Consider the following 25,254-nt stretch of genomic DNA (forward strand, 5'->3'; position numbering starts at 1 on the left):
TTAGCTACTAGAGGTGGTGGACGCCGCGTGGGCGGTCCAGGGGTCGGTGACCGTCTTGGAGACATGGACCCGAAGGTCCCAGCCGTGGCGGTCGGAGATCTCGTCGAGCTGGGCTGCGGCCAGCTCGCACCAGGGCCACTCGGTGGCCCAGTGTGCCGCGTCGAGCAGCGCGAGGGGGCCGTGCGCGACGGCCTCGCTCGCCGGGTGGTGACGCAGGTCGGCGGTGAGGAAGGCGTCGACGCCGGCCGCGCGGACCTGGTCGAAGAGGCTGTCGCCGGAGCCGCCGCTGACCGCGACGGTGCGCACGACGGCCTCGGGGTCGCCGGCCACCCGGATGCCCTGCGCGGTGGCGGGCAGCCGCTCGGCGGCGCGCTCGGCCAGCTCGCGGACGGTCACCGGGTGGTCCAGCTCGCAGACCCTGCCGAGGCCCCGGCGGCCCGCCGGATCGGTCGGGTCCGGCACCAGGGGGCGCATGACCCTGAGGTCGAGCGCGCCCGCCAGGGCGTCCGAGACACCCGGGTCCGCGGTGTCGGCGTTGGTGTGGGCGACGTGCAGGGCGATGTCGTTCTTGATCAGTGTGTGTACGGCACGGCCCTTGAAGTGGGTCGCCGCGACCGTGGTCGTGCCCCGCAGATAGAGCGGGTGGTGGGTGACCAGCAGGTCGGCGCCGAGCTTCACCGCCTCGTCGACGATGTCCTGCACCGGGTCGACGGCGAACAGGACCCGGGTGACCTCCTGGTCGGGATCGCCCACGACCGTGCCGACCGCGTCCCAGGACTCGGCCCGCTCGGCGGGCCACAGGCTCTCCAGCGCGGCGATGACTTCAGACAGACGGGGCACGAAGCAAAGGCTACCTGGCTGGTCTGGGCGGCCGTACCGCATGCGCGTGCTCTGGCCCCGCTCAGCACAAAGGTCCCCGTTTCCTCAGGCGAATCGCTTCTGCGACACACGTATGTGTGAAGCCGAAGTCTGCCGGTCCCACGTCTGTGCGTGCGAAAACTAGCTTCGTCGCCGGAGGTGACCGAACGATGACGGCCTGTGCGATCGAACCCCCCTCCACCGGCGAGGACGACGGTGAGCCGGAGACGGGGTGCGCCATCACGGCGGACGGGGCGTACGCCGCCCGGCTCGCGCCGGCCGGTGACTGCTGGTTCCCGGAGCGCTGGACGCTGGACGGCCCGGAGCCGTACGCGGTGCCGCTGCCCGGCAACCAGCCCGAGGAGCCCGGCACCGAGGTGCAGCCCCTGTCCGACGGCCGGGTGCTGATCCACCGGCTGGTCGAGCACCGGCACGTCTTCTCACTGCTGTACCCGACCGGGCCCGGCACCGGCGAACTGCCGCTCGGCGCGGTGGAGTGCCCCGAGCCCGGCACCCGGCTCACGCTGCTGCCGCCCGCACCGGGAGGCAGCCGGGTGTACGCCCTCGCCGTCGGGCCGGGATCGAGTGCGGTCTGGCTGGTGGCGGGCTCGGCATTCGGTCCGGAACGGCTCGTGGAGGTGCCGGGGCGCTGTGCGGGCGGGGTCTGGCTGGATCGCGACGGGCGGCTGCTGGCGCTGGACCGGGAGCCGGCCGGCGGGCCGGTCAAGACGGTCGTGGTGGACCTGGAGCGTGCGGAGGTCTCGCCGTTGCTGCAGATCGCGGCCGGGAGCGCGGACCGGCTGCTGCTCGCCGACCCCGACAGCGGGCTGCTGCTCATCTCCTCCGACGCGCCCTCGCCGGGACGGCGGCGATTGGGCTGGGGCGTGCTCGGCAGCACCCTGCCGGTGCGCTTCCCGGAGAGCCTGCGGGTGCCGGACTGCGCCCTGGCGCCGTTCGCGATCCAGCCCGGGCAGGTGCTGATGCCGGAGAACTGCGCGGTGGCGCTGCGCGTCGACGGGCCGTACGGCAACAGCTGGGTGGGCGTCTGGCGGCCGGCGGGCCGGCAGATCAGCCATCTCCCGGCGCCCGAGGGGTGGCTGACCGGGGCCGGGCTGTGGACACGGGACGGGGTGCTGCGGCTGCCGTACGCCACGCAGGAGACCGCCTGCGGCGTGGCGGAGATGGTGGAGACGGGGGGCGCGGGGACCGAGGTCGCCGCGGCTCCGGGGGGAACCGGGGGATCGGGGGGCGCGGGTCCGCAGGGTCCGGTCCGGGACGGCACGGCCGCCGGGGCGCCCGAGGCGTCACGGCAGCCGGCGGAACCGGGCCCTTCGGACCTCCCGGGCCCTCCAGAACCTACGGAACCAGACATTCCGGAACCCTCGGTCGCGCGCCCTGTGCCGTTGCAGCAGGCACCCCTGGCACGTCTTGTAACGAACTAGTGGCGGTTGGCGTGTGCGCCTGGATTCGGCCCGTGGTGTGCCGGTTACACTCGCCCGGCTGTACGAAAGATGATGTTGACGGGGTGGGTACTTCCGATGAGCGAGACCAGCACGACCGAGCAGCTGTCCGCCGACTCTTCCGAGGCTGCCGGTCACGGCCGGCACCGGGGCCCGATCGCGGCCCAGGAGAACGAGACGGATCCGCACGGCCGGCACCGCAAGCCGGCGGAGGGCATTGCAGAGGCGGCCGCCTGACGGTCGTCGTCGAGGAGGGGGCGTCCGACCGACGCCCCCTCTTCCTTTTTCTCTCACCCGCGTTCCGTCACCCGTGTTCCGTCACCGTGTTCCGTCACCCGCGTTTCAGCCCCAGCACGTCCGCCGCCGCGAAGGTCTCCCCGGGCGGCCGGTCCGCGTAGTGGGGGGTGAGGAGGGCGTCGAGTTCGTCGTACGTGAACGTCTCCTGCTTGCTGTCGAACTTGGCCTGCACCCGCGGCCGTTCCACGATCGCGACCATGCCGCCGTGCACGACGAGGAGCTGGCCGTTGATCCCGGCGGCGGCCGGTGCGGCGAGGTAGCCGACGAGCGGGGCGACATGCTCGGGTGCCAGCGGGTCCAGGCCCTCGTCGGGCAGCTGGAAGCCGGCGAACACGTCCTCGGTCATCCGCGTCCGGGCGCGCGGGCAGATCGCGTTGGCGGTGACGCCGTACTTGGCGAGGGCGAGGGCCGTGGAGGTGGTCAGCCCGACGATGCCGCCCTTCGCGGCCGCGTAGTTGGGCTGGCCCGCGGAACCGGCCAGGAACGCCTCCGAGGAGGTGTTCACGATCCGCCCGTAGACCTGCTCCCCGCCGGCCGCCTTGGACCGCTCCCGCCAGTGCGCGGCGGCGAAGTGGGTGGTGTTGAAGTGGCCCTTGAGGTGGACGCGGATCACCGAGTCCCACTCGTCCTCGGTCATGGAGAAGACCATGCGGTCGCGCAGGATGCCCGCGTTGTTGACGAGGACGTCCAGCCGGCCGAACTCGTCGATCGCCGCCGCGATCAGCTCCTTCGCCTGCCGGAAGTCGGCGACGTCCCCGGTGTGGGCGACGGCCCGGCCGCCGAGGGCGCGTATCTCGGCGGCGACCTCCTCAGCTGGCGCCGCGCAGGCCTCGCCCGAGCCGTCCCTGCCGGACTGCCCGAAGTCGTTGACGACGACGGCCGCGCCGAGCCGGGCGAGTTCCAGGGCCTCGGCCCGGCCGAGCCCGCGTCCGGCGCCGGTGACGACGGCGGACAGCCCGTTCAGCGGCCCCTCAGATGGCAGTGCCATGCCGGTCCCCGTCCTCAGATCTCGATGCACGTACGCAGGGCCGTCCCGGTACGCATCTGGTCCAGTGCCTCGTTGATCTCCGAGAGCCGCACCCGGTGGGTGATCAGGCCCGCCAGGTCGATACGGCCGGCCTGCCACAGGGCGATCGCGCGCTCGTAGGAGCGCAGCACGTCGCCGCCGCCGTACATGGACGGCAGGATGCGCTTCTCGTCGAAGAACAGCTCGAACATGTTGAGCTGCAGGAAGTCGTCCATGGCACCGGCGCCGACCACGACGAGGGTGCCGCCGCGCCGGGTGTTCTCGTAGGCGGTGCGGGCGGTGGCCGACCGACCGACCACCTCGAAGACGTAGTCGAAGCCCTCGCCGCCGGTGACCTGCTGCTTGGCCTCGGCCAGCTCGTCCGGCGAAACGGCCTTCGTGGCGCCGAACTTCAGGGCGGACTCGCGCCGGGAGGCGACCGGGTCCACGGCGACGATCTCGGCGGCGCCCTTGAGCCGCGCCCCCTGCACCGCCGAGATGCCGACACCTCCGCAGCCGATGACGGCGACCGACGAACCGGCCTCCACGTCCGCGGTGTTGAGCGCGGCGCCGAGCCCCGTCGTCACCCCGCAGCCGATCAGCGCGGCGATGTCGAAGGGCACGTCCTCGGGGATGGGGACGGCGCAGCCGGCGTCGACCACGACCTCCTCGGCGAAGGTGCCCGTACCGGCGAAGCCGAAGACATCGCCGGAGGCTCGCTTGAAGTTCGGCGTACCCGCGTTCATGAATCCGGCCAGGCACAGCTGGGTCTGGCCGCGCTTGCAGGCCGGGCAGGCGCCGCAGGCGGGCAGCCAGCACAGGACGACCCGGTCGCCGGGCCGCAGCCCCCGCACCCCGTCCCCGACCTCGAGGATCTCGCCGGCGCCCTCGTGGCCCGGCACGAACGGCGCGGGCTGCGGCAGTACGCCGCTCATCGCGGACAGGTCGGAGTGGCACAGCCCGGTGGCCCGCACCCGGACCCTGACCTTGCCGGGGCCGAAGCCCACCGCCTCGACGTCGTCGAGGACCTCCAGCTTTTCCTGGCCGATCTCGTGCAGTACGGCTGCGCGCATTGCTGCGGCTCCCCTCAACTACCGTCTGGATCAGGAGTATTGGACGATGGTGTCGGCGAGGACCGGAGCGTCCCCCCGCTCCGCGGCGCTCACGGCCACCCGGACGCTCCCCTTCCCCTGCCACATGCGGATCCGGAGGGTCTCGCCCGGGAACACGACCCCGGCGAAGCGGGTGGTGTAGGACCGCACCCGGCTCACGTCCCCGCCGAGCAGCGTGTCCACGACCGCCTTGAGCGTGATGCCGTAGGTGCACAGCCCGTGCAGGATGGGCCTGTCGAAACCGGCGTGCCGGGCGAAGTCGGGGTCGGCGTGCAGCGGGTTCCAGTCGCCGCAGAGGCGGTAGAGGAGGGCCTGGTCCTCGCGGATCGGGCGCTCGACGCTCAGGTCGGGCTCGCCGACGGGCGGGTCGAGCCGGGTGGAGGGGCCGCGGTCGCCGCCCCAGCCGCCCTCGCCCCGTACGAAGATCTGGGCGTCGTTGGTCCACAGCGGGCCGTCGGCGTCGGCGACCTCGGTGCGCAGGACCAGGATGGCGGCCTTGCCCTTGTCGTAGACGGCGGCGAGCCGGTTGGTCGCCCTCGCCGTGCCCTCGGCCGGGATGGGGCGGTGGATCTCCAGCGTCTGCCCGCCGTGCAGGACCTTGGCGAGTTCGACCTCCACACCGGGCATGGACAGCCCGCTGATCACACCGGGCGCGCCGGAGCCCGCGACGGTGGCGAAGCTCGGCAGGACGTGCAGCCGGGACTCCAGGGTGTAGCGCAGTTCGCCGGGGTCGGTGGCGGGGCTGGGCCTGTCGGGATTCGCGCCGGCGCCGATGCCGAGGTGGTAGAGCTGGACATCCTTGGTGGTCCAGGAGATGTCCCCGGTACGGGGCTCGGCCGCGAGGGCTTTGGCTGCGTCGATGGGCATAGGGCTCCTGTGGCGGTTCAAGACCTCGGCGCGGTCGTCCGCACCGTCGGCCGCACCGAGGTCGTCCTTGGGGCGGATCTAGAACGCGTTCCAGTCCAGCGCCCTCTGTATAGCCGAGCACTCCGCAGTTGTGAAGGCTCCTGACGAGGTGTCAGGTTTCGCGGCCGGTGACATTTGTACTGCCCGAGTCCGTACATGCGCATCTGCCGCGTCCTGGTCGCGGGTGCCATCATCGTGCTGACGGCTTGGCCGGAACCGTTCGGTTCCCGCGCCGGGCTGTCGTACCGCCGTGCGGCGGGGACCAGCTGATCGGGGGAGCACGGACATGACGGTGTGGCGCGGAGTGCGGCGCCAGGCGCGGGCCTGGCGCACGGCGCGGATCGAGTGGAAGGCGGACCACGAGCGCTTCAAGGCGGCGCAGCGGGCGGCCTCGAAGCGGGGCAGGAATCCGGACGTCGACCATCCGGGACCGCCGCCCACCGGCTTCTCGCTGCTGCCCTGGCTGCTGATGGGGATGGGCTCCTTCTCCAACCTCCTGCAGGGCAAGACCCCGAACCCCTGGATCGGCGGCATCGGTCTGCTCGCCTTCAATTCCCTCTACATCTACGTCACCTTCCGGTCCTTCGAGCGGGCCAGGCGCGAGGCCGTCTCCACCCGGGTGGCGCTGCTGCTGATGGGCCTGCTGACCACGGCCCTGGCCGTCGGGTACGGCGGCAACTGGCTGATGTTCTTCCCCCTGCTGGGCCTCGCGGCCGGCGCCACCCTGCGCGGCCCCTGGCTGGGCCGCACCGGCGTGCTGCTCTCGATCTACGCGGCGACCGTCTCCGGGATCCGCGACAACTGGGGCGACGCGACGAACATCGGCTACGCCACTTTCCTCTCCAGCATGGTGACCGCCGCGATCCTCGGCCTGTCCGAGGCGGTACGGGAGCTGCGCGCCGCCCGCGAGGAGCTGGCCCGGCGCGCGGTCGAGAAGGAGCGGCTGCGCTTCTCGCGGGATCTGCACGATCTGCTGGGGCACACGCTGTCGGTGATCGTGGTGAAGTCGGAGGCGGCCCGGCGGCTGGCCGCGCGCGACATGGACGCGGCACTGGGCCAGATCACGGACATCGAGTCGGTGGGCCGGCAGGCGCTCACCGAGATCCGCGAGGCGGTGACCGGCTACCGGGAGGGGAGCCTCGCCACCGAGCTGGCCCGGGCCCGCTCGGCGCTGGCAGCGGCGAGCGTGGAGCCGGTGGTACGGCAGTCCGGTACACCGCTCGAACCGCAGACCGAGGCGCTGCTCGGCTGGGTGGTGCGTGAGGCGGTCACCAATGTGGTCCGGCACAGCGACGCCGGCCGCTGCGAGATCACCGTGCAGAGCGGTCCCGAGCAGGTCCGGCTGACCGTCACCGACAACGGCGGCGGCACGCCCGTGAGCCGGCCCCAGCCGGGCATCGGCGGCACGGGCCTGAAGGGGCTGACCGAGCGCCTCGCGGCGGCGGGCGGCTCACTCACGGCCGGCCCGTCGCCACGCGGCGGTTTCACGGTGACCGCCGAACTCCCGGTGCAGTCGGCGCAGTTCGCGCAGGCGGTGGCTACGGCGCCCAGGGCGGGCTGACCGCCCAGCTGACGTCGTCGGTCCAGGACGTGGTGCTGTCGAAGTCCTCGGAGCCGCCGTCGCTCGCTATGTACAGGTTGTAGTCGTAGTGGCGCAGATATCGGGCCGGGTAGTTGTACGAGGCGAACGAGGTGCCGGTGCCGCTCCTGCCGGTCTGCGGGCAGAAGGTGGCGTCGGCCCGGAACAGAGCGGTGCCGTCCATGGGCTGCCGGTAGAGCTTGAAGTCGGAGTGGCGCAGGAAGTCACCGGGGTAGTTGCGCGACTCGAAGGAGAGGCAGGAGCTGTCGGCGAGTCCCCTGCGGACGATCCAGGTGGCGTCGTTCTTGTTGAGGCCGGAGCCGGCGGAGGTCACGGAGGAGAGGACGCCGGCGTTCTTCTGGTGGCGGACGTAGTCGGCGGTGCAGCAGGACGTGGTGGCGCGCAGCGAGATCTCCGAGCCGGGGTTCAGCGTGCCGGTACTGCCGGTCGCGGCGCCGTAGCCGACGGAGACGACATCGGCCTGGACGGCGTTGTCGGCGGCGTCGGTCGGGATGCCCGCGGTCATGACGCCCTCGTAGAAGGAGCCGATGGAGCCGTTGCTGTTGTCGCCGCCGGTGCCGAGGACGATCGCGCCCTCCTGGTGCATCGGCGAGTATCCACCGGCGGTCGGCTCACCTCCGGAATAGGTGGTCGTGAGCCCACCCGATTGCGCGTTCCCGTATTTCAGCGCGAAATGGTCCTGGCCGTTGTTCTTGAGTAGTGCGGTCACGAAAGGCAGCGGTCCGGTGCCCGTGTCGGAGGTGTTCCTGCTGTGTCCGGCATCCGACTGGAACAGCCCGTTCTCCAGGTCGGCCTGCACCCAGGGGCCCTGGCCGTAGCAGGGGGAGAACCAGCACTCGGTGGCGAAGTTGATGGCGTCCATGTGCCCGTTGCCGGTGTCCTTGTTGTTGGTCTCGGCGTTGCCGTAGTCGAAGCAGCAGGCGCCGTTGACATGGGTGCCGGACGTCACCATGTACATCCCCTCGGCGGCCCCGTTCGTGGCGACGCCCGAGGTGGAGTCGTCCCGGTAGCCCATGCCGGCGGAGATCTCCAGGCCGTAGACCTGGTGGCCGCCGGCGGTCACGGGGAGCGCGTCGGCCGGGGCACCGACATCGGCCGCGCCGGCGCCGCCCGCGCCCTCGACGGTGAGGTCGTTGTGGCGGGCGGACTGGTCGTAGATCTCGGTGATGACGCAGGTCGTGCCGGAGCAGAAGGCGTCCTGGGCGGCCGCGGCGGCGTAACCGCCGGTGGCGAGCAGCCCGATGTCCTTCGTGGCGCCGTCCGAGGCCCGCTGCACCCGGTAGAGCGGGCCGTCGTACGACGCGTACAGCGCCCGGACCAGGCTGTGCGCGGCGACGCACGGGGTGCCCGCGGCGGCGTAGAGGTCGCAGGGCAGCGAACTGGCGGCGGCGGCCTGCGGCGCACCGGCGCCGAGCAGCAGCGCGGCGAGCGTCGCGCAGACGGCGAGGACGCGGAGCGCGGCGCTTCTCAGGCGCCGGGGGCGGGGGGTTCCGGTGGGCAAGGTGCACCTCGGTTCGTCATGGGCAGGGGCATGTTCGGTATTTCGGATGCTGTTCGATCGAAATACCGAACCTATTCCGCTGCCGAATTTCGGTGGGATTCCGGAAATGCAGGGGCGATTGTTTTCAGGCCGCCCGCGACCGTCAACCCCCGCTGCACCGAATCAAGCGGATTCTTTGCCGACGCCCCTCGCACACCGGCACCGGCCACCGGAGGAAATCCGCCTCTTCAGGCATCTGCCGGACGACGTCCGCGAAACCCTCGCCGCGCCCCTGCCGATCGGCCCGGTGGCCGTAGGGTGAGCGCATGGACGAGATGCCCCGGGACCATCGGCCCGCCAAGTGCATCCGGGTGCTGCTCGCCGAGGACCAGGGCATGATGCGTGGTGCGCTCGCCCTGCTGCTCGGCATGGAGGACGACATCGAGGTCGTCGCCCAGCTCTCGCGCGGTGACGCGATCGTCGACGCGGCGCTGCTGCACCGGCCGGACGTGGCCCTGCTGGACATCGAACTGCCGGGCGCCAGCGGGCTGGACGCGGCGGCGCAGCTGCGGGAGCAGGCGCCCGACTGCCGGGTGCTGATCCTCACCACCTTCGGCCGACCCGGCTATCTGCGGCGGGCCATGGAGGCCGGGGCGGCCGGGTTCCTCGTCAAGGACGGGCCCGTGGAGGAACTCGCCGCGGCGATCCGGCGCGTGCTCACCGGGGAGACCGTCGTCGATCCCGCGCTGGCCGCCGCCGCGCTCGGCGCCGGACCGAGCCCGCTGACGGCCCGTGAGTGCGATGTGCTGAAGGCGTCGGTGGACGGGGCGACGGTCGCCGACATCGCAGGCGCCCTGCATCTGTCCGAGTCCACCGTCCGCAACTACCTCTCCTCGGCGATCGGCAAGACCGGCACCCGCAACCGGGCGGAGGCGGTGCGCGAGGCCCGGCAGCAGGGCTGGCTGTGAGTCGTGGGCGCTACCGGACCACCTCCGCGTTCTCGTAGCTCGTCCGGTCCGGGGCCGTGCACACGAACCAGGTGACCGGGGATCCGGCCACCGCCCGCAGCTCGGCCATGGTGCTGGTGCCGTTCTTCCAGCCGCATCTGACCTGCCGGGCGGTGGTGGAGACCGTGCCCACCACGAGCCGCTCGGGGCCGTCGGAGGCCGCCTCGCCCAGGGGGAGGGCCGCGGACATCAGGTCCGTGCCGGACAGGGGCTCCCACTTCTCGACCCTGTTGAACATGGCCGTTCTCAAAGGGTGGTCGCCGTAGTACAGGCCCGAGTAGTACGAGGTCATGCCGACCAGGTGCCGGCCGTCGGGAAGCACGGCCCGCTCCAGGCCGTACCTCCGCATCGCGGCCAGCTGCCCCGCCGCCTCCGCCTTGTCACGCGGTGCTCCCCACACGGACACGACCACGCGCCAGCTCGTGCCGTGGTCCGTGCCGTGCGCCACCTCCGTGATCTGCGGGGCATACACGTGCCGGGCCTCGGGGGTGGACGGCTTTGCCACCACGACCGCGTTCCGGTCGGTGTGGCCGGGCAGTCCGGTGACCGCCAGCGTGGCCCCCGTCGACCCCGCCAGCACCAGGGCCGTGGCCGTGGCCACCGCCCAGCGGCGGGCTCTGCGGCGGCGGCCGCCGCGGACGACCGCCTCGACCGGGGCTATGCCGATCTCGACCTCGTCCGCGGCGTCCGCGAGGAGGAAGGCGATGTCCGTGTGCGTCATGTCGTGCTTCTCCCGGTCCGCGCCCATCACTTCCGTCCTCCGTGCATCACCGTCTCGGCCAGTCCCGGTATGGCCCGCAGTTTCGCGATCCCCTTGGCCGCGTTGCTCTTCACCGTGCCGACCGAGCAGCCCATCGCCTCCGCCGTCTGTGTCTCCGTGAGGTCCTCCCAGTAGCGCAGGACCACCGCCTCCCGCTGCCGTACGGGCAGTTGGGCGAGCGCCCCGAGCAGGGTGCTGCGGTCGTCGGCCTGCGCGATCCGGTCCCCCGTGTCGGCCACCTCGTGTGCCAGGCCCGAGTCGTCCTTCGGAGCGAGGAACTCCTTGAGCCTTCTTCTGTGTTTGCGCGCATGCAGATTGATCATCACGCGCCGGACGTACGCCTCCGGATCGTCGGCCGAGCCGACCTTGCGCCAGGACACATAGACCCGCTCCAGCGTCGACTGGACCAGATCCTCGGCGGCGTGCTGCTCCCCCGTGAGGAGAAATGCCGTACGCATCAGCCGCGGCCAGCGGCCGACCATGAAGCTCTGGAACTCTTCGTTCCCACCCTGCTTCCTGTCCCCCATGGGCACCTCCTAGACATCAAAAGGAGTCCATGGACGGCCCCGATCGTTGCCTCACGTCGAGGAGATTTTCCGCGGCAGCCACGCCAGCATGAGCACCGCCCCGCCCAGCAGCACCGCCGTACCGGCCCGGAAGGCCAGCGCGTAGCCGTCCGTCAGCGCCTCGGGACCGCGGCCGCTGCCCGTCCCGGCCGCGGCGACCGTCGACAGCACGGCGAGCCCGAGCGAACCGCCCATCGTGCGCGAGGTGTTGACCAGCCCCGACACCACACCGGCCTCGCCCGGCGCCGCCCCCGACGTGGCCAGGGAGGCGAGCGGGGTCGCCGCCAGCCCCGCGCCGAGCATCATCAGGATCCCCGGGATCATGATCGCGGTGAGGTACGCCCCGTGCGCGCTCATCGTCGACTGCCAGCCGAAGCCGGCCGCCGCCACCAGCGTGCCCAGCGTCGCCACGGGCCGCGCGCCCGCCGCCCGCATCAGGCGGGGCGCCAGCTTGGAGCCGATGATCACGGCCAGCGAGCTGGGCACCAGGGCCAGACCGGCCTCCAGCGGCGAGTAGCCGAGGACGTTCTGGGCGTAGAGCGTCATGAAGTACCACATGCAGAACATGGCCGAGCCGGAGAGGAACATCGCCGCGTTCGCCGACGCGACCGAGCGCAGCCGGAGCAGGCCGAGCGGCATCAGCGGGGCCGCCGTACGCGCCTCGACCAGCAGGAACAGTGCGATCAGCAGCAGCCCGCCGAGCAGCGGCAGCAGGGTGTCCGGAGCCGTCCAGCCCGCCGCCTCCGTCCGTGAGATGCCGTACGCGAGGGTCGCGAGGCCCGCCGTCACCAGCAGCGCGCCCGGCAGGTCCAGGCGCCGCCCGTCGCCGGCCCGGCTCTCGCTGAGCCAGATCACCGAGCCGGCCAGCACCAGGGCGCCCACCGGCACGTTGATCAGCAGCACCCAGCGCCAGTCCAGCACGTCCACGAGGACTCCGCCGACCAGTCCGCCCGCGGCTCCGCCCCCGGCACCGACCGCGGTCCAGGTCGCTATCGCCCGCGCCCGCGCCGCCCCCTCCGGCACCGCGGCCGTCAGCAGGGTCAGCGTCGAGGGGGCCAGCACCGCCGCGCCGAGCCCCTGCACGGCCCGCGCCAGCAGCAGCTGCCAGCCCTCCTGGGCGAGGCCGCCGCCCAGCGAGGCCAGCGTGAACAGGCCGAGGCCGACCAGGAACATCCGCTTGCGCCCGTACAGATCGCCGGCCCGGCCGCCGAGCAGCATGAACCCGGCGAAGGCGATGGCGTAGGCGTTCACCACCCACTGCAGACCGGAGGGGGTCAGGCCGAGGCCGGTCCGCATGGACGGCAGGGCCACGTTGACCACCGACACATCGAGGACGACCAGGAACTGTCCGGCGCAGGCGAGCGCCACGACCAGCCAGGTGGGCGCGGTCGTACGGCGGGACAGAAGACGGGATATGAGAGGCGTGGTGTCGGCGGCTTCGAGCATGGATGTCATGCTCTCAACCCGGTTACGGTCCTTGCATCGGCATTTCGAACCATCGGCAGTAGGCCGTACGGCCTACACCGCGCGCAGCACCGTCACGACGGCCGCCCCGCCCAGCCCGATGTTGTGGGCGAGGCCCACCCGCGCCCTGGGCACCTGCCGCTCCCCCGCCGCTCCCCGCAGCTGCCACACCAGCTCGGCCGTCTGGGCCAGCCCGGTCGCGCCGAGCGGGTGCCCCTTGGAGATCAGCCCGCCCGACGGGTTCACCACCCACCGGCCGCCGTAGGTCGTCGCGCCCGACTCGACCAGCTTCCCCGACTCCCCGGCCGCGCACATGCCGAGCGCCTCGTAGGTCAGCAGCTCGTTGACCGAGAAGCAGTCGTGCAGCTCGATCACGTCCACGTCCTCGATGCCGAGCCCGGCGTGCTCGTAGGCCTGCCGGGCCGCCGCACGGGACATGGGCTGCCCGACGACGTCGATGCAGGAGCCGGACGCGAAGGACTCCTCGGTGTCCGTGGTCATGGCCTGCCCGGCGATCTCGACGAGCCCGGTGAGCCCGCGCCGCGCGGCGAACCCCTGCGACACCACCACGGCCGCCGCCGCGCCGTCCGAGGTCGGCGAGCACTGGAGCTTGGTCAGCGGCCGGTGGACCGTGCGGGAGGCGAGGATGTCGGCGACGTCGTACACGTCGCGGAACTGGGCGCGCGGGTTGTGCGCGGAGTGCCGGTGGTTCTTGGCGGCGACCGCGGCGAGCTGGGCCTCGGTCGTGCCGTACCTCTCCATGTGCTCGCGGGCCGCGTCGCCGAAGATCTGCGCGGTGGGCGGGGTCATCTCGAAGCCGTGCCGGGCGGCCATGACGCCGTAGTGCCGGGCGACCGGCGAGGTCGAGAAGTCGCCCCCGTCGGCTCCGCCGCCCAGCGCGCCCTTCTTCATCTTCTCGAAGCCCAGCGCCAGTACGCAGTCGGCGGCGCCGCCCTCGACGAGCTGCCGGGCGAGCATCAGCGCGGTCGAGCCCGTCGCGCAGTTGTTGTTGACGTTGTAGACGGGGACGCCGGTGAGACCGAGTTCATAGGCGGCGCGCTGACCGGCGGTCGAGGGCTGGAAGCAGTAGCCGACGGGAACCTGTTGCACGTCCGTGTAGTCGATTCCGGCGTCCGCGAGGGCCGCCTCGCCCGCTTCCCTCGCCATGTCCCAGTACTGCCATGAACGGGTCTCGGGCTTCTCGAACCTCGTCATCCCGACCCCGGCTACATAAGCCTTCATGGCGCGCAGACTAGAACGTGTTCCACCAACTCGCCATCCCCTGACGTCAGATCAGATCCCCATGAGCTGGTCAAGGATCCATTAGAAGCCCGAAGCAACGGAATAGTTGCCTGTGCATACGAGGTTTACCCGGCACTTATCACTACGGGGAGGCCTCGACTCCATGACCCACACGACGACCGACCAGCCGGACCGGAGGGCGAGCGGCGCCGTTGTCCCGGTGCTCGCCTTCGCGGGCATCGTCGTCGCGGTGATGCAGACGTTGCTCGTGCCGGTCATCAAGGACCTGCCGCAGCTGCTGAGCACCGCCCCCAGCAACGCCACCTGGGTACTCACCTCGACCCTGCTGTCCGGCGCCGTGGCCACCCCGATCATGGGCCGGCTCGGCGACCTGTACGGCAAGCGGCGGATGCTGATCCTCAGCCTCGCCGTCATGGTGGTCGGCGCCCTGGTCAGCGCGCTCACCAGCCAGCTGCTCACCATGATCGTCGGCCGGACGCTGCAGGGCTTCGCGATGGGCGCGATCCCGCTCGGCATCGGCCTGATGCGCGACATGCTGCCGCGCGAGAAGCTCGGCTCGGCCATGGCCCTGATGAGCTCCTCCATAGGCGTGGGCGGCGGCCTCGCGCTGCCCGCCGCCGCCCTGGTCGCGCAGCACACGAACTGGCACGCCCTCTTCTACGGCGCCGCCGGCCTCGGCGTGCTCGCCATCGTCCTCACCCTCCTCGTCGTGCCCGAGTCCCCGATGCGCGCCGAGGGCTCCTTCGACGTGGTCGGCGCCCTCGGCCTGTCCACCGGCCTGGTACTGCTCCTGCTGCCCATCACCAAGGGCAGCGACTGGGGCTGGTCCTCCGGCACCACGCTCGGCCTGTTCGCCGGGTCGGTCGCCGTCCTCGTCCTGTGGGGCCTGTTCGAGCTGCGCGTCGAGGCACCCCTGGTCGACCTGCGCACCACCGCGCGCCCGGCCGTCCTCTTCACCAACCTCGCGTCGATCATGGTCGGCGTCGCGTTCTACGTCGTCTCGCTCGTCCTGCCCCAGCTGCTCCAGCTGCCGAAGGCCACCGGCTACGGCCTCGGCCAGTCCATGGTCGTCGCGGGCCTGTGCGTGGCCCCGCTGGGCCTGACGATGATGTTCACGGCCCCGGTGTACGCCCGGCTGTCCGCCAAGTACGGCCCGAAGGTCACCCTCATCATCGGCCTGCTGATCATCGCGCTCGGCTACGGCGGCGGCCTCGGCCTGATGGACGCGGCCTGGCAGACCGTCGTCACGTCCGTCGTCCTCGGCGCGGGCATCGGCCTCGCCTACTCCTCGCTGCCCGCGCTGATCGTCGGCGCGGTCCCCGCCTCGGAGACCGGCGCGGCCAACGGCCTGAACACGCTGATGCGGTCCATCGGCACGTCGGTGTCGAGCGCCGTCATCGGCATGGTGCTGGCCAACACGGCGAACCACGTGGGCGGCATGGCGATCCCCACCATGCACGGCTTCCACGTGTCCTTCCTGATCGCGACGGCCGCCGTCGCGGTGGGCCTGCTGATGGCCCTGTGCCTGCCGAAGGCCCGGCGCCCGGTGCAGCAGCACACGCAGCTGCGGGCCAGCAGCGAGGAGGACGCGGCGCTGGAGCGGGCGGAAGAGGTGCTGCGCGGATTCCGCGGCCTGGTTCTGGACGCCTCCGGCACTCCGGTGGCCCGTGCCAAGGTCACGCTGATCGACCGGCGCGGGCGGCAGGCGGGGGCGACGGTCTCCGGCGAGGACGGCACGTACGCACTGGCCGTGCCGGCGCAGGGAGCGTACGTGCTGGCCGCGAAGGCCTCCGGCCATGGGCCGCTCGCCTCTGCCGCCACGCATTCCGGGGAGGAGCGGGCTGTCGCTCTGGATCTTTCGTTGCCCGGGGAGACTGTGAGCGCCTAGAACTCGGGGGTACTGCCCGTCCGGCGACCGACTCGCCGTCGTGGCTGGTCGCGCAGTTCCCCGCGCCCCTGCACAACGCACCCCCTGTCACATCAGTGGCCGGGGGTGCGGCAGCATGGGCGGTCGGACCGACGTACGACAGAGAGGCGCCCCATGCCCGTCCCCGCACCCAAGCCCGACATCCTGGCCGCGTTCGAGGCGGCCAAGGGGTTCATGCCCGTGGACGAGGGGCTGGCGTTGTACGCGGCGGCAGTGGAGGCGGGACGGCTGGGACTGCCGTTGCTGGAGGTCGGGACGTACTGCGGGCGGTCCACGGTGCTGCTCGCCGACGCGGCCCGTACGGCGGGGGTCACCGTACTGACCGTCGACCATCACCGCGGCAGCGAGGAGCAGCAGCCCGGGTGGGAGTACCACGACCCGGAGACCGTCGACCCCGAGATCGGCCTGATGGACACCCTGCCCACCTTCCGCCGCACGCTGTTCCGGGCGGGGCTGGAGGAGCAGGTGGTCGCCCTCGTGGGCCGCTCCCCGCAGATCGCGGCGATCTGGAACTCCCCGCTCGGCTTCGTGTTCGTCGACGGCGGCCATACGGACGAGCACGCCGGCGCCGACTACGAGGGCTGGGCGCCCCATGTGGCCGAAGGCGGGCTGCTGGTCGTCCACGACGTCTTCCCGGAGCCCGAGGACGAGTTCACCGGCCAGGCGCCGTACCGGGTGTACCTGAGGGCCCTCGGGTCCGGGGCGTTCACGGAGGTCTCGGCGACCGGCTCCCTGCGTGTCCTGCGGCGAACGGGCGCGGGGATCTGAGGGCCCGGTTACATGGGGGACCACTCGAACTCCGCTTTACAAACACCCGTGACCCGATTTGCTACCTCAAGACGGTAGAGCAATTCGCTCATCTAATAGCGGCAGCACTCACGCTCACCGTCTTGATGCTCTGACTCTCACTGACGCCAGCACTAGCCTCCCGACTAATATCTCTTTCACAGGATCGCAACCCCTGGCTAGGACACGGAGGATTTATCATCCTCACCGACTTCGATGGCGACTCCGCCACTGACAGGTCCGGCAGCATGACCAGCCAACGCCTTACGCGCAACCGGATCTCCCACACGGAGACTTAGCACAGTGGAGGCACCCAGGCGCACGAACGATCACCCTCTGGGGCCTCCACTGGCGTCATGTCGAGATACCTATGCTTGTGGGCAGGGCTTCAGAGTCCCAGAGAGGAAGGTCAGGTTGCCCACATACACCCACCCCTTGTCACCATCGATCGCTTCACTCCCGTAGTACCACAAGTTGCCTTGCAGGTTGGTGTAATAGCACCACGCGTAGAACTTACGCCCTTCAAGCGCAAACTTGGCATCGGCACAGCCAGTGTATGGCCCCTTCTTAAGCGGAAGAGTCTTCTTGAGGCGGAACACCCCACTGGACGTGTCTGCAGGTATTGCCGTACTGAAGCAAAGACCTTGAGGGCCGACATTGGCGGCGCTGGCGTTGGCGGCACTTACACCGATCAGAGGTATACCCAACAGCGCACCAACCGCCATCAGCGTCAGAGCCCTCTTCTTGATGCTCATGAAACTCCCCCTCGGAATTGAATTAATAGTGGCATGTGCACGATAATACACTTGCTATCCTGTCGCAATCCCTGAAATCGCCAAACTGGACGCGCCCTTCCCGGACAGGAGCCACCCGCTCATGGCCGCCTTCAGCTCCAGCTGAGGCAACAGTAGAGCCTTGCAACCACTGCACAACAAAGCGATATTTTCGCCGAATCGGCCATCGCTCAACCGCGCCGCTTCAGCAGCTTCCAGTTCGATGGAAGGGTGTCAGACGCACAGACGCAGCGAATACGCCGTAGGGTGGCAGACGTGTCGTACGTAGGCCCGGAGTTCGAACCCTCGCAGCCCCGCCGGTTCCGGCGCGGGCCGCTGACCGTGGCGCTCGCCGCGCTGGTGCCGGGCGCGCTGCTCGGCTGGGTGGTGTACGAGGCGGTGGGCGGCGGAGCCGGCGGCGGCTCGGACCGCACGGCCGCCGTCGCCACGCCCGCCGGCACCGCCTCCCCCTCGGCGTCCGTCGGGGACGACGGCAAGCAGCCCTCGGCGGCGCCCGCGTCCGCCTCCCTGAAGGGCAAGGTCGTCGTCATCGACCCCGGGCACAACCAGGACAACTTCCAGCACACGACCGAGATCAACCGCAAGGTGGACATCGGGACGAACAAGAAGGAGTGCGACACCACCGGGACGTCCACGAACGCCGGTTACACCGAGGCCCGGTTCACCCTCGACGTCGCCCACCGGCTGCGCACGCTGCTGCAGAAGCAGGGCGCCACGGTGAAGCTGACCCGTGACGGCGACCACCCGGCCTGGGGGCCGTGCGTGGACCAGCGGGCCCGGATCGGCAACGAGGCGCACGCCGACGCCGCGATCTCCATCCACGCCGACGGCTCCGCGGCCGGCAACCGCGGCTTCCACGTCATCCTCCCCGGGTCCGTGCACGCCGGTGCCGCCGACACCCGCAAGATCGTGGGCCCTTCCCATGACCTCGGCACACGCCTCGCGGGCACCTTCCTGCGCGACACCGGCGAGCCGCCGTCCAACTACCTCGGCGGAGGTACCGGTCTCGTCACACGCACCGACCTCGGCGGTCTCAATCTGTCAACGGTTCCGAAGGTGTTCATCGAGTGCGGCAACATGCGCGATAGCAAGGACGCGGCACTGCTGACCAGCGGCGCCTGGCGGCAGAAGGCCGCGCAAGGGATCTCTGAGGGAATCGTGAGTTTCCTGCGTCGGTCGTGACCGGTGGGCGGAACCAGGCGGACAGCCGGATCTTGCGGACGGTAGTGTCTACCGACGACGAGACGACTTACGAAGGACCTGAAGTGAATATCCGCTCCCTCACTAGAGGCGACGGCGTGGTGATCGGAGCAGCGGTGGTGCTGTTCATCGCTTCGCTCCTCACCTTCCAAAGCTACTCGGGCTACGGCTCCAGCATCAGCCGGAACTCCTGGGACGACCTGGGTGAAGGCCTGGGTATCTACATGGGCGCGGTCATCGGTGGTGCCCTCATCGTCGTCAACCGCTGCCTGCCGCAACCGCGCAAGGTACTGGGGCTCGACCTGGGTCAGGCCGGCACCGGGTTCGGGATCCTGGCAGCCTGGTCGCTGCTGTGGTCGCTGATCGACGTCCCCGACGGAGTGAGCGCCGGCGCCGGCCTCATCCTCGGTTTCATCGCCGCGGCGGTACTCGCGGGCGCCGCCATCGCCACCCCCCTCGTCCCCGCCCTCCAGGCCGCCCTGCTCCCGGCGCCCAAGCCGGTCGCCCCGCAGCCCTACGGTGCGCAGCCGCCCGGTGGTTACGGGTACCCGGGTGCGCAGCCGCAGCAGCCGTACGGTGCGCAGCCGCAGCCGGGCCAGCCGTTCGGGCAGCAGCAGCCGGGCGCTCCGGCGCCGGCGGCGCAGCCGGCTCCGGCCGCCGCGGACTTCTCGCCGTTCTGGTTCGCCGTGCCGGTGACCCGTCCGCTGTTCGGCGAGGACGGCTCGCCGACCCCGATCGCCGAACTGGCGCCGGGCACCTGGTACCTGGCCGTCGAACAGCGCGGCGCCCAGCTGGTCGCGCAGACCCAGGACGGCCGCCGGGGCGTGCTCCAGGACACCTCCGGTATCCAGCGCGGCTGACCGCACAGCGCCGCACACGGCCCCTCGCCCTTCCGGGCGGGGGGCCGTTGCCGTACAGTCGCCTCCCGGCTGGGGAACTGACGGTCCGTCAGGAGGCAGGCGTATGCGGCTCGGTCTGGCACTCGGGTACTGGGGACGCGGTCCGGAGGCCGGTCATGTGCCGCTCGCCCAGGAGGCCGAGCGGCTCGGCTATCACTCGGTGTGGACCGCGGAGTCCTGGGGCTCGGACGCGTTCACCCCGCTGACCTGGATCGCGGCGCGGACGTCGACGATCAGGCTGGGGACGGCCGTTGCCCAGATGGCCGCCCGCTCGCCGACCACCACCGCGATGCACGCGCTCACCCTGGACCATCTGTCCGGCGGCCGGATGCTGCTCGGGCTCGGCCTGTCCGGGCCGCAGGTGGTGGAGGGCTGGTACGGCCGTCCGTTCCCGAAGTCGCCGCTGACCGCGACCCGGGAGTACGTGGAGGTCGTACGGCAGGTGCTGCGGCGCGAGGGGCCGGTGGAGGTGGACGGGCGGTTCCATCCGCTGCCCTACCGGGGGCCGGAGGGCACCGGGCTCGGCAGGCCGCTCAAGCCGATCACGCACCCGCTCCGCCCGGACCTGCCCGTCCTGCTGGGCGCCGAGGGGCCGAAGAACGTGGCGCAGACGGCCCGCGTCGCCGACGGCTGGCTGCCGCTGTACTGGGCGCCGAGCCGGCCCGAGGTGTACGGGGACGTGGTGCGCCGGCTGCCCGAGGGGTTTCTCGTGGCGCCGATGGCGAGGGTGAAGGTGTGTGACGACGTCGCCGAGGGGCTGCTGCCCGTGAAGGCCATGCTCGGCTTCTACATCGGCGGCATGGGCCACGCGGCGCGGAACTTCCACGCCGACCTCATGGCGCGCATGGGGTACGAGAAGGAGGCCCGGCGCATCCAGGAACTGTTCCTCGCGGGGCGGCGGGAGGAGGCCGTGCTGGCCGTGCCGGACGCCTTCGCCGACGAGATCTCACTGGTCGGTCCGCGCGAACGCATCGCAGAGCGGCTTCAGTTGTGGCGTGCGGGTCCGGTGACGGACCTGCTGGCCCTGTCTCCGGACCCGCACAGCCTCAGGGTGCTGGCGGAGCTGAACTCCTAGCTTCCCTTGGCGAGTTGGGACGTGGAGGGCACCTGGTTCTTGACCGGGGCACCGGCACTCGCGCCGGCGTCCTTGACCTTGCCGATGATGTCGTTGAAGGAATTGGCCGCGCCGTCGTCACCCTTGCGGAGCTTGGACGGCAGGTCCTTCAGGGCGTCGATGCCGGCGCTGAGCGGTGCGAGCGCCTTGGAGAGCGTCGGATCGCCCTGGGCGTTCCGCTGGGCCGCCTTGAGGCGGTTGTAGGTGAACGCACCGGCCAGAGCCGCCTTGACCAGGGCCGACCTGCGGCCCTTGGCGCCCTTCTTGAACTTCCCGGCCTTCAGGGGCTTGACGATCCACTGGTAGGTCGCGCCGGCCGCGAGGCCCGCGTTCGCGACGAACCGGGTCTTGGCGAACTTCTGGCGTTCGGCGGATGTGGTCGGGCTGGGCTTGGCGGCGGCGGGGACGGCCTGAACCGCCGCGGTGTCCTTCGTGCTGGTGTTCGCGCTGCTGCCGCAGGCGGTGGAACCGGCCAGCAGGGCGGTACAGAGCGTGAGCGCCACGCAGAGGCGCCGTATCGGTACGGGCACGGGGTCCTCCGGACGTGTCTCCCCGAGCGGTTTGCTTCCTTTGGCAGGGTCGCCCGGTCGAGTCGGATCCGCCACTTGGGGGGCACGGCAGACCCGCGCCCCTTACGGGGCGCCGCACCACCGGCTCTCAGTCGCAGCAGTCCGGGTCCAGGCCCGTCGGCAGATGCTCGCCGCCGAAGACCGCGCAGGTGGCCTCGTGGCCGCCGAGGGCCGCGACGGCGAGCAGGAGGGAGCCGGCCGTCCAGGTGGTGAGTTCGCGGGGCCAGATCGCCTCGTCGTCGAAGACGTAGCCCGTCCAGTACAGGCCGCTCTGCGCGTCGCGCAGGTGCTGGATGGACTGCAGGATCTCCAGGGCGCGGTCGGACTCGCCCACCGCCCACAGGGCGAGGGCGAGTTCGCTGGACTCGCCGCCGGTCACCCAGGGGTTGGGGACCACGCAGCGCACGCCGACGCCGGGTACGACGAACCTCTCCCAGGACCCGGCGATGCGAGCCCTGGCCTCCTCGCCGGTGAGCGCGCCGCCGAGGACCGGGTAGTACCAGTCCATCGAGTAGCGGTCCTTGTCCAGGAAGCGTTCCGGGTGCCGGCGGATCGCGTGGCGCAGTGCCCCCGCCGCCAACTCCCAGTCCGGCTGGGGCTCTTCGCGCTGATCGGCGATGGCGAGCGCGCAGCGCAGCGCATGGTGGACCGAGGAGCTGCCGGTGAGCAGGGCGTCCGCGGTGGGCGTGCCGTCGTCCTCGCGGCGCCAGCCGATCTGGCCGCCGGGCTGCTGGAGCCCGAGCACCCATTCCACTGCCGCGTAGACGGTCGGCCACATGCGGTCCAGGAAGGTGTCGTCTCCGGTGGACAGGTAGTGGTGCCACACGCCCACGGCTATGTAGGCGACGAAGTTGGACTCGCGGGCGCGGTCGGTGACGTCGTCGTGGGCGCCGTCGGCGTAGGCGGCGTACCAGGAGCCGTCCTCGTTCTGGTGCCGGGCCAGCCAGGTGTACGCCCGCTCGGCGGCCTCGTGCTCGCCGGCCGCGTCCAGGGCCATCGCGGCCTCGGTGTGGTCCCAGGGGTCCAGGTGGTGGCCGCGGAACCACGGGATCGCGCCGTCCTCCCGCTGTACGGCGAGGATGCCGCGGACGGTCGCGGCGGCCTGCCCGGCGGTGAGGACCCCGGGCAGGACGAGGTGTTCTGTCCGGGGGGTGGTCACTTGGCGGCCGCCCCTTCGGCGAGGCGCGGGAGGTGCGGCTTGGTCGCGTAGACCACGAAGCTCTTGCCGATCAGCGGGTTGAGGGCCTGCTCGGCGACCCGGGTGGCGAGCGGCTTCTTCATGATGTCCCAGACCAGCAGCTTGTGGTACGCCCGTACCGGCAGCGCCTTGTCGTTGTCGACGCCGAACGCGCACTTCAGCCACCAGTACGGCGAGTGCAGCGCATGCGCGTGATGGCTGCCGTAGGGCTTCAGGCCCGCCTCGCGGACCTTGGCGACCAGCTCGTCGGCCTTGTAGATGCGGATGTGGCCGCCCTCGACCTCGTGGTAGGCGTCGGACAGCGTCCAGCAGACCTTCTCGGGGCCGTAGCGGGGCACGGTGATCGCGATCCGCCCGCCCGGCTTGAGGACGCGCACCATCTCCGCCAGCACCCCCTTGTCGTCGGGGATGTGCTCCATCACCTCGGAGATGACGACGACGTCGAAGGACTCGTCGGGGAAGGGGAGCGCGAGGGCGTCCCCCTCCATGGCGGTGGCGGTGGCGCCGGCCGGCGCCTCCCCGGCCTCCTTCATCGCCGCGAACCACTTGGCGACCTCGCGGATCTCCTCGGCGTTCTGGTCCAGGGCCACGACCTGGGCGCCGCGCCGGTAGCACTCGAAGGCGTGCCGGCCGGCCCCGCAGCCGAGGTCCAGGACCCGGTCGCCCGGGGCGAGCGGGAACCGGGAGAAGTCGACGGTCAGCACGTGGCCCTGCTTTCGGTGTAGACGCCTGTTGCGGCCGTGGGGCGGCCCTCGGTCTGCTCGGTGTGCGGCCCGGGGCGCGGGCCGCCGTCGAAGGTCCCCCCGCGCGAGCCCTTTCGAGCGTGGGAGAGGGCGATGGCCTCGCGGTAGTGGGCGACGGTGCCCTCCGCGGCGCGGGCCCAGGTGAAGTGCCGCAGCACCCGCTCCCGGCCCGCCGCACCGAGCCGTCCGCGCAGCTCGCGGTCGCCCAGGAGCCGTACGAGCCCGGCGGCGAGCGCGTCCGCGTCGCCCGGGGTCACGGCCAGGCAGGTCTCGCCGTCGCGGCCGGCGACCTCGGGGATGGCTCCGCCGGTCGTGGCGATCAGCGGGGTGCCGGTGGCCATGGCCTCGGCGGCGGGCAGCGAGAAGCCCTCGTAGAGCGAGGGCACGCAGGCGACCTCGGCCGAGCGGATCAGGTCGACCAGTTCGGCGTCGGAGATGCCCTTGACGAACTCGACTGCGCCGTGGAGGCCGTAGCGCTCGATCGCCGCCCAGGCCGGTCCCTCCTCGGGGCGCTTGCCGACGACGACGAGATGGGCGGCCGGGTGCTCGGTGCGCACCTTGGCCAGGGCCTCCACGAGGAACACCAGTCCCTTCAGCGGCACATCGGCGCTGGAGGTGGTGACGATCCGGCCCGGCACCTCGGCCACGGCCGGATTCGGCGCGAACAGATCGGTGTCGGCGCCGATGTGGACCACGTGGAGGCGGTCGTCGCGGACGCCGAGGTGGTCCGCGATCTCCTGTCGGGAGGTGCCGGAGACGGTGAGGATCGAGGGCAGCCGGCGCGAGACGCGCTTCTGCATCCGGGTGAAGGCGTACCAGCGGCGCACCGAGTAGCGGCGCTGCCAGCCCTCGGCCGCGTCCAGCTCCAGCTGCCGGTCGACGGTGATGGGGTGGTGGACGGTGGTGACCAGCGGCGCGCCGATGTCCCCCAACAGCCCGTATCCCAGGGTCTGGTTGTCGTGGACGACGTCGAACTCGCCGCGGCGGGCGCGCAGATGGCGGCGGGCGCGCAGCGAGAAGGTCAGCGGCTCGGGGAAGCCGCCGGTCCACATCGTGGCGACCTCCAGGGCGTCGATCCAGTCCCGGTACTCGCCCCGCCCCGGGGTGCGGAAGGGGTCGGGCTGGCGGTAGAGGTCGAGGCTGGGCAGCTCGGTGAGGGTGATTCCGGGGTACCCCTCGTCGAGGACGGGGTAGGGCTGTGAGCCGATCACCTCGACCCGGTGCCCGAGCCGGGCCAGCTCGCGCGACAGGTGCCGGACGTAGACGCCCTGGCCGCCACAGAACGGGTTCCCTTTATAGGTGAGGAGCGCGATGTCGAGCGGTCGCCCGCCGTCGGCGGCGGGGGCCTCCTGGGCACCCGCATCCTGGGCCTCAGCGGTCACTCCGTGCCCCCTTCTGCCTGCGCTGTCCCGCGAGACTACGACGGGACGGTAATCTAGAACAAGTTTCAGACTTGATCGTTCAAGAGGCTTTGAATCTACCGGCAGGTAGGGGAGCTGTGAGCAGTGGATCAGGTGATTCGCGCCACGGCGCGCAGCCCTGCCATGCTGTGTGATCACGTGCCCCACAGACGCTTTCACCGACTGTCACGGAACGGGACCCATGCCTGCGGAACCCAAGGTGGAAACAGTTACGTCCCGGCCCTCCTCGTCGCCGCTCACCGAGCGCCAGGAGGCCCGCCGCCGCAGGATCCTGCACGCGAGCGCACAGCTGGCCAGCCGGGGCGGTTTCGACGCCGTACAGATGCGTGAGGTGGCGGAGTCCTCCCAGGTGGCCCTGGGCACCCTGTACCGCTACTTCCCCTCCAAGATCCACCTGCTGGTGGCGACCATGCAGGACCAGCTGGAGCACATGCACGGCACCCTGCGCAAGAAGCCCCCGGCGGGCGAGACGGCGGCCGAGCGGGTATCGGAGACCCTGATGCGGGCCTTCCGCGCCCTCCAGCGGGAGCCGCACCTGGCCGACGCGATGGTGCGCGCGCTGACCTTCGCCGACCGCAGCGTCTCGCCGGAGGTCGACCAGGTCTCCCGCCAGACGACCCTGATCATCCTGGACGCGGTGGGCCTGGAGCACCCCACGCCCGAGCAGCTCTCGGCGGTCCGCGTCATCGAGCACACCTGGCACTCCGCGCTGATCACCTGGCTCTCGGGCCGCGCGTCCATCGCCCAGGTGAAGATCGACATCGAGACGGTGTGCCGCCTGATCGACCTGACGGAACCAGGCGGCACCCGCTGAGGGTCCCGGC

General features: G+C 71.3%; 24 protein-coding genes. 10 read left to right on the top strand and 14 right to left on the bottom strand.

The genetic code is table 11. The features are described 5' to 3' along the window. Window positions 1-840, bottom strand: coding sequence for a Nif3-like dinuclear metal center hexameric protein (locus tag AQI95_RS16250; RefSeq protein ID WP_067123482.1), 840 nt, complete (start codon window positions 838-840; stop codon window positions 1-3). Between the two features lie 188 nt (window positions 841-1,028). On the opposite strand from AQI95_RS16250, the gene AQI95_RS16255 reads away from it, so the two are divergent. Both AQI95_RS16255 and AQI95_RS47960 read left to right on the top strand, forming a co-directional pair. Then, window positions 1,029-2,300 (top strand): hypothetical protein, encoded by a 1,272-nt coding sequence (locus tag AQI95_RS16255; protein WP_067123484.1) that lies wholly within the window; start codon window positions 1,029-1,031, stop codon window positions 2,298-2,300. 96 nt (window positions 2,301-2,396) lie between these two features. Next, window positions 2,397-2,555, top strand: coding sequence for a hypothetical protein (locus AQI95_RS47960; protein WP_167361945.1), 159 nt, complete (start codon window positions 2,397-2,399; stop codon window positions 2,553-2,555). A 94-nt stretch (window positions 2,556-2,649) separates the two neighbouring features. On the opposite strand, the gene AQI95_RS16260 is transcribed toward AQI95_RS47960, so the two are convergent. From AQI95_RS16260 to AQI95_RS16270, 3 genes are read right to left on the bottom strand one after another with little or no spacing between them, the layout of a single operon-like run. After that, complete coding sequence (locus tag AQI95_RS16260) at window positions 2,650-3,603, bottom strand: 3-oxoacyl-ACP reductase (protein WP_067123486.1); 954 nt, start codon at window positions 3,601-3,603, stop codon at window positions 2,650-2,652. A gap of 14 nt (window positions 3,604-3,617) precedes the next feature. Further along, window positions 3,618-4,694 (bottom strand): Zn-dependent alcohol dehydrogenase, encoded by a 1,077-nt coding sequence (locus AQI95_RS16265; protein WP_067123488.1) that lies wholly within the window; start codon window positions 4,692-4,694, stop codon window positions 3,618-3,620. 30 nt (window positions 4,695-4,724) lie between these two features. Further along, window positions 4,725-5,600 (bottom strand): MaoC/PaaZ C-terminal domain-containing protein, encoded by an 876-nt coding sequence (locus AQI95_RS16270; RefSeq protein WP_067123491.1) that lies wholly within the window; start codon window positions 5,598-5,600, stop codon window positions 4,725-4,727. A gap of 325 nt (window positions 5,601-5,925) precedes the next feature. On the opposite strand from AQI95_RS16270, the gene AQI95_RS16275 reads away from it, so the two are divergent. Then, entirely contained in the window at window positions 5,926-7,200 is a 1,275-nt protein-coding gene (locus AQI95_RS16275; protein ID WP_067123492.1) for a sensor histidine kinase, read from the top strand. On the opposite strand, the gene AQI95_RS16280 is transcribed toward AQI95_RS16275, so the two are convergent. After that, a complete protein-coding gene (locus AQI95_RS16280; RefSeq protein WP_067123494.1) occupies window positions 7,178-8,740 on the bottom strand; it encodes an alpha-L-arabinofuranosidase B in 1,563 nt (520 codons plus the stop codon). The two genes, AQI95_RS16275 and AQI95_RS16280, sit on opposite strands and share 23 nt — an antisense overlap. Before the next feature lie 305 nt (window positions 8,741-9,045). Here AQI95_RS16280 and AQI95_RS16285 point away from each other — a divergent pair, with 305 nt between their 5' ends. After that, a complete protein-coding gene (locus tag AQI95_RS16285) occupies window positions 9,046-9,687 on the top strand; it encodes a response regulator (protein WP_482255585.1) in 642 nt (213 codons plus the stop codon). 10 nt (window positions 9,688-9,697) lie between these two features. Here AQI95_RS16285 and AQI95_RS16290 read toward each other — a convergent pair whose 3' ends face one another. The 4 genes from AQI95_RS16290 to AQI95_RS16305 all read right to left on the bottom strand — a co-directional run bounded on the left by AQI95_RS16290 (window position 9,698) and on the right by AQI95_RS16305 (window position 13,758). Continuing rightward, on the bottom strand, window positions 9,698-10,447 hold the full coding sequence (locus AQI95_RS16290) for a hypothetical protein (protein ID WP_244188756.1): 750 nt from the start codon (window positions 10,445-10,447) through the stop codon (window positions 9,698-9,700). A gap of 26 nt (window positions 10,448-10,473) precedes the next feature. Continuing rightward, a complete protein-coding gene (locus AQI95_RS16295) occupies window positions 10,474-11,013 on the bottom strand; it encodes a SigE family RNA polymerase sigma factor (RefSeq protein WP_067123499.1) in 540 nt (179 codons plus the stop codon). Window positions 11,014-11,064: 51 nt separating this feature from the next. Next, window positions 11,065-12,507, bottom strand: coding sequence for an MFS transporter (locus AQI95_RS16300; RefSeq protein ID WP_067123501.1), 1,443 nt, complete (start codon window positions 12,505-12,507; stop codon window positions 11,065-11,067). Window positions 12,508-12,570: 63 nt separating this feature from the next. Further along, window positions 12,571-13,758 (bottom strand): lipid-transfer protein, encoded by a 1,188-nt coding sequence (locus AQI95_RS16305; RefSeq protein WP_067123503.1) that lies wholly within the window; start codon window positions 13,756-13,758, stop codon window positions 12,571-12,573. Window positions 13,759-13,921: 163 nt separating this feature from the next. Between AQI95_RS16305 and AQI95_RS16310 the strand changes: the two genes are divergently transcribed. Continuing rightward, the gene (locus AQI95_RS16310) at window positions 13,922-15,667 is read left to right on the top strand and encodes an MFS transporter (RefSeq protein WP_067123505.1); all 1,746 of its coding nucleotides are present in this window, start codon (window positions 13,922-13,924) and stop codon (window positions 15,665-15,667) included. Between the two features lie 153 nt (window positions 15,668-15,820). Continuing rightward, window positions 15,821-16,474, top strand: a complete 654-nt coding sequence (locus AQI95_RS16315) for a class I SAM-dependent methyltransferase (RefSeq protein WP_067123507.1) — start codon at window positions 15,821-15,823, stop codon at window positions 16,472-16,474. A gap of 386 nt (window positions 16,475-16,860) precedes the next feature. On the opposite strand, the gene AQI95_RS47345 is transcribed toward AQI95_RS16315, so the two are convergent. Then, the gene (locus tag AQI95_RS47345; RefSeq protein WP_159056529.1) at window positions 16,861-17,247 is read right to left on the bottom strand and encodes a hypothetical protein; all 387 of its coding nucleotides are present in this window, start codon (window positions 17,245-17,247) and stop codon (window positions 16,861-16,863) included. A 294-nt stretch (window positions 17,248-17,541) separates the two neighbouring features. Here AQI95_RS47345 and AQI95_RS16320 point away from each other — a divergent pair, with 294 nt between their 5' ends. The 3 genes from AQI95_RS16320 (at window position 17,542) to AQI95_RS16330 (ending at window position 20,460) form a co-directional block, all read left to right on the top strand. Beyond that, a complete protein-coding gene (locus AQI95_RS16320; RefSeq protein ID WP_107121660.1) occupies window positions 17,542-18,468 on the top strand; it encodes an N-acetylmuramoyl-L-alanine amidase in 927 nt (308 codons plus the stop codon). Window positions 18,469-18,584: 116 nt separating this feature from the next. Then, complete coding sequence (locus tag AQI95_RS16325; RefSeq protein WP_067123509.1) at window positions 18,585-19,346, top strand: hypothetical protein; 762 nt, start codon at window positions 18,585-18,587, stop codon at window positions 19,344-19,346. A 103-nt stretch (window positions 19,347-19,449) separates the two neighbouring features. Next, a complete protein-coding gene (locus AQI95_RS16330; protein ID WP_067123512.1) occupies window positions 19,450-20,460 on the top strand; it encodes an LLM class F420-dependent oxidoreductase in 1,011 nt (336 codons plus the stop codon). Here the strand turns inward: AQI95_RS16330 and AQI95_RS16335 are convergent. The 4 genes from AQI95_RS16335 to AQI95_RS16350 form a co-directional block, all read right to left on the bottom strand. Next, window positions 20,457-21,029 (bottom strand): hypothetical protein, encoded by a 573-nt coding sequence (locus AQI95_RS16335; protein ID WP_067123514.1) that lies wholly within the window; start codon window positions 21,027-21,029, stop codon window positions 20,457-20,459. The genes AQI95_RS16330 and AQI95_RS16335 overlap by 4 nt on opposite strands. A gap of 127 nt (window positions 21,030-21,156) precedes the next feature. Next, complete coding sequence (locus AQI95_RS16340) at window positions 21,157-22,227, bottom strand: prenyltransferase/squalene oxidase repeat-containing protein (protein WP_067123516.1); 1,071 nt, start codon at window positions 22,225-22,227, stop codon at window positions 21,157-21,159. Further along, window positions 22,224-22,970 (bottom strand): class I SAM-dependent methyltransferase, encoded by a 747-nt coding sequence (locus AQI95_RS16345; RefSeq protein WP_067123518.1) that lies wholly within the window; start codon window positions 22,968-22,970, stop codon window positions 22,224-22,226. Before AQI95_RS16345 ends, AQI95_RS16340 begins: the two co-directional genes overlap by 4 nt. Then, window positions 22,964-24,391, bottom strand: a complete 1,428-nt coding sequence (locus AQI95_RS16350) for a glycosyltransferase family 4 protein (protein ID WP_067123520.1) — start codon at window positions 24,389-24,391, stop codon at window positions 22,964-22,966. The genes AQI95_RS16345 and AQI95_RS16350 overlap by 7 nt, the downstream gene beginning before the upstream one ends. Window positions 24,392-24,611: 220 nt before the next feature. Between AQI95_RS16350 and AQI95_RS16355 the strand changes: the two genes are divergently transcribed. Then, a complete protein-coding gene (locus AQI95_RS16355) occupies window positions 24,612-25,244 on the top strand; it encodes a TetR family transcriptional regulator (RefSeq protein WP_067123522.1) in 633 nt (210 codons plus the stop codon). The last annotated feature ends 10 nt before the right edge of the window (window positions 25,245-25,254 follow it).

Source organism: Streptomyces yokosukanensis (assembly GCF_001514035.1).
GTDB lineage: Bacteria > Actinomycetota > Actinomycetes > Streptomycetales > Streptomycetaceae > Streptomyces > Streptomyces yokosukanensis.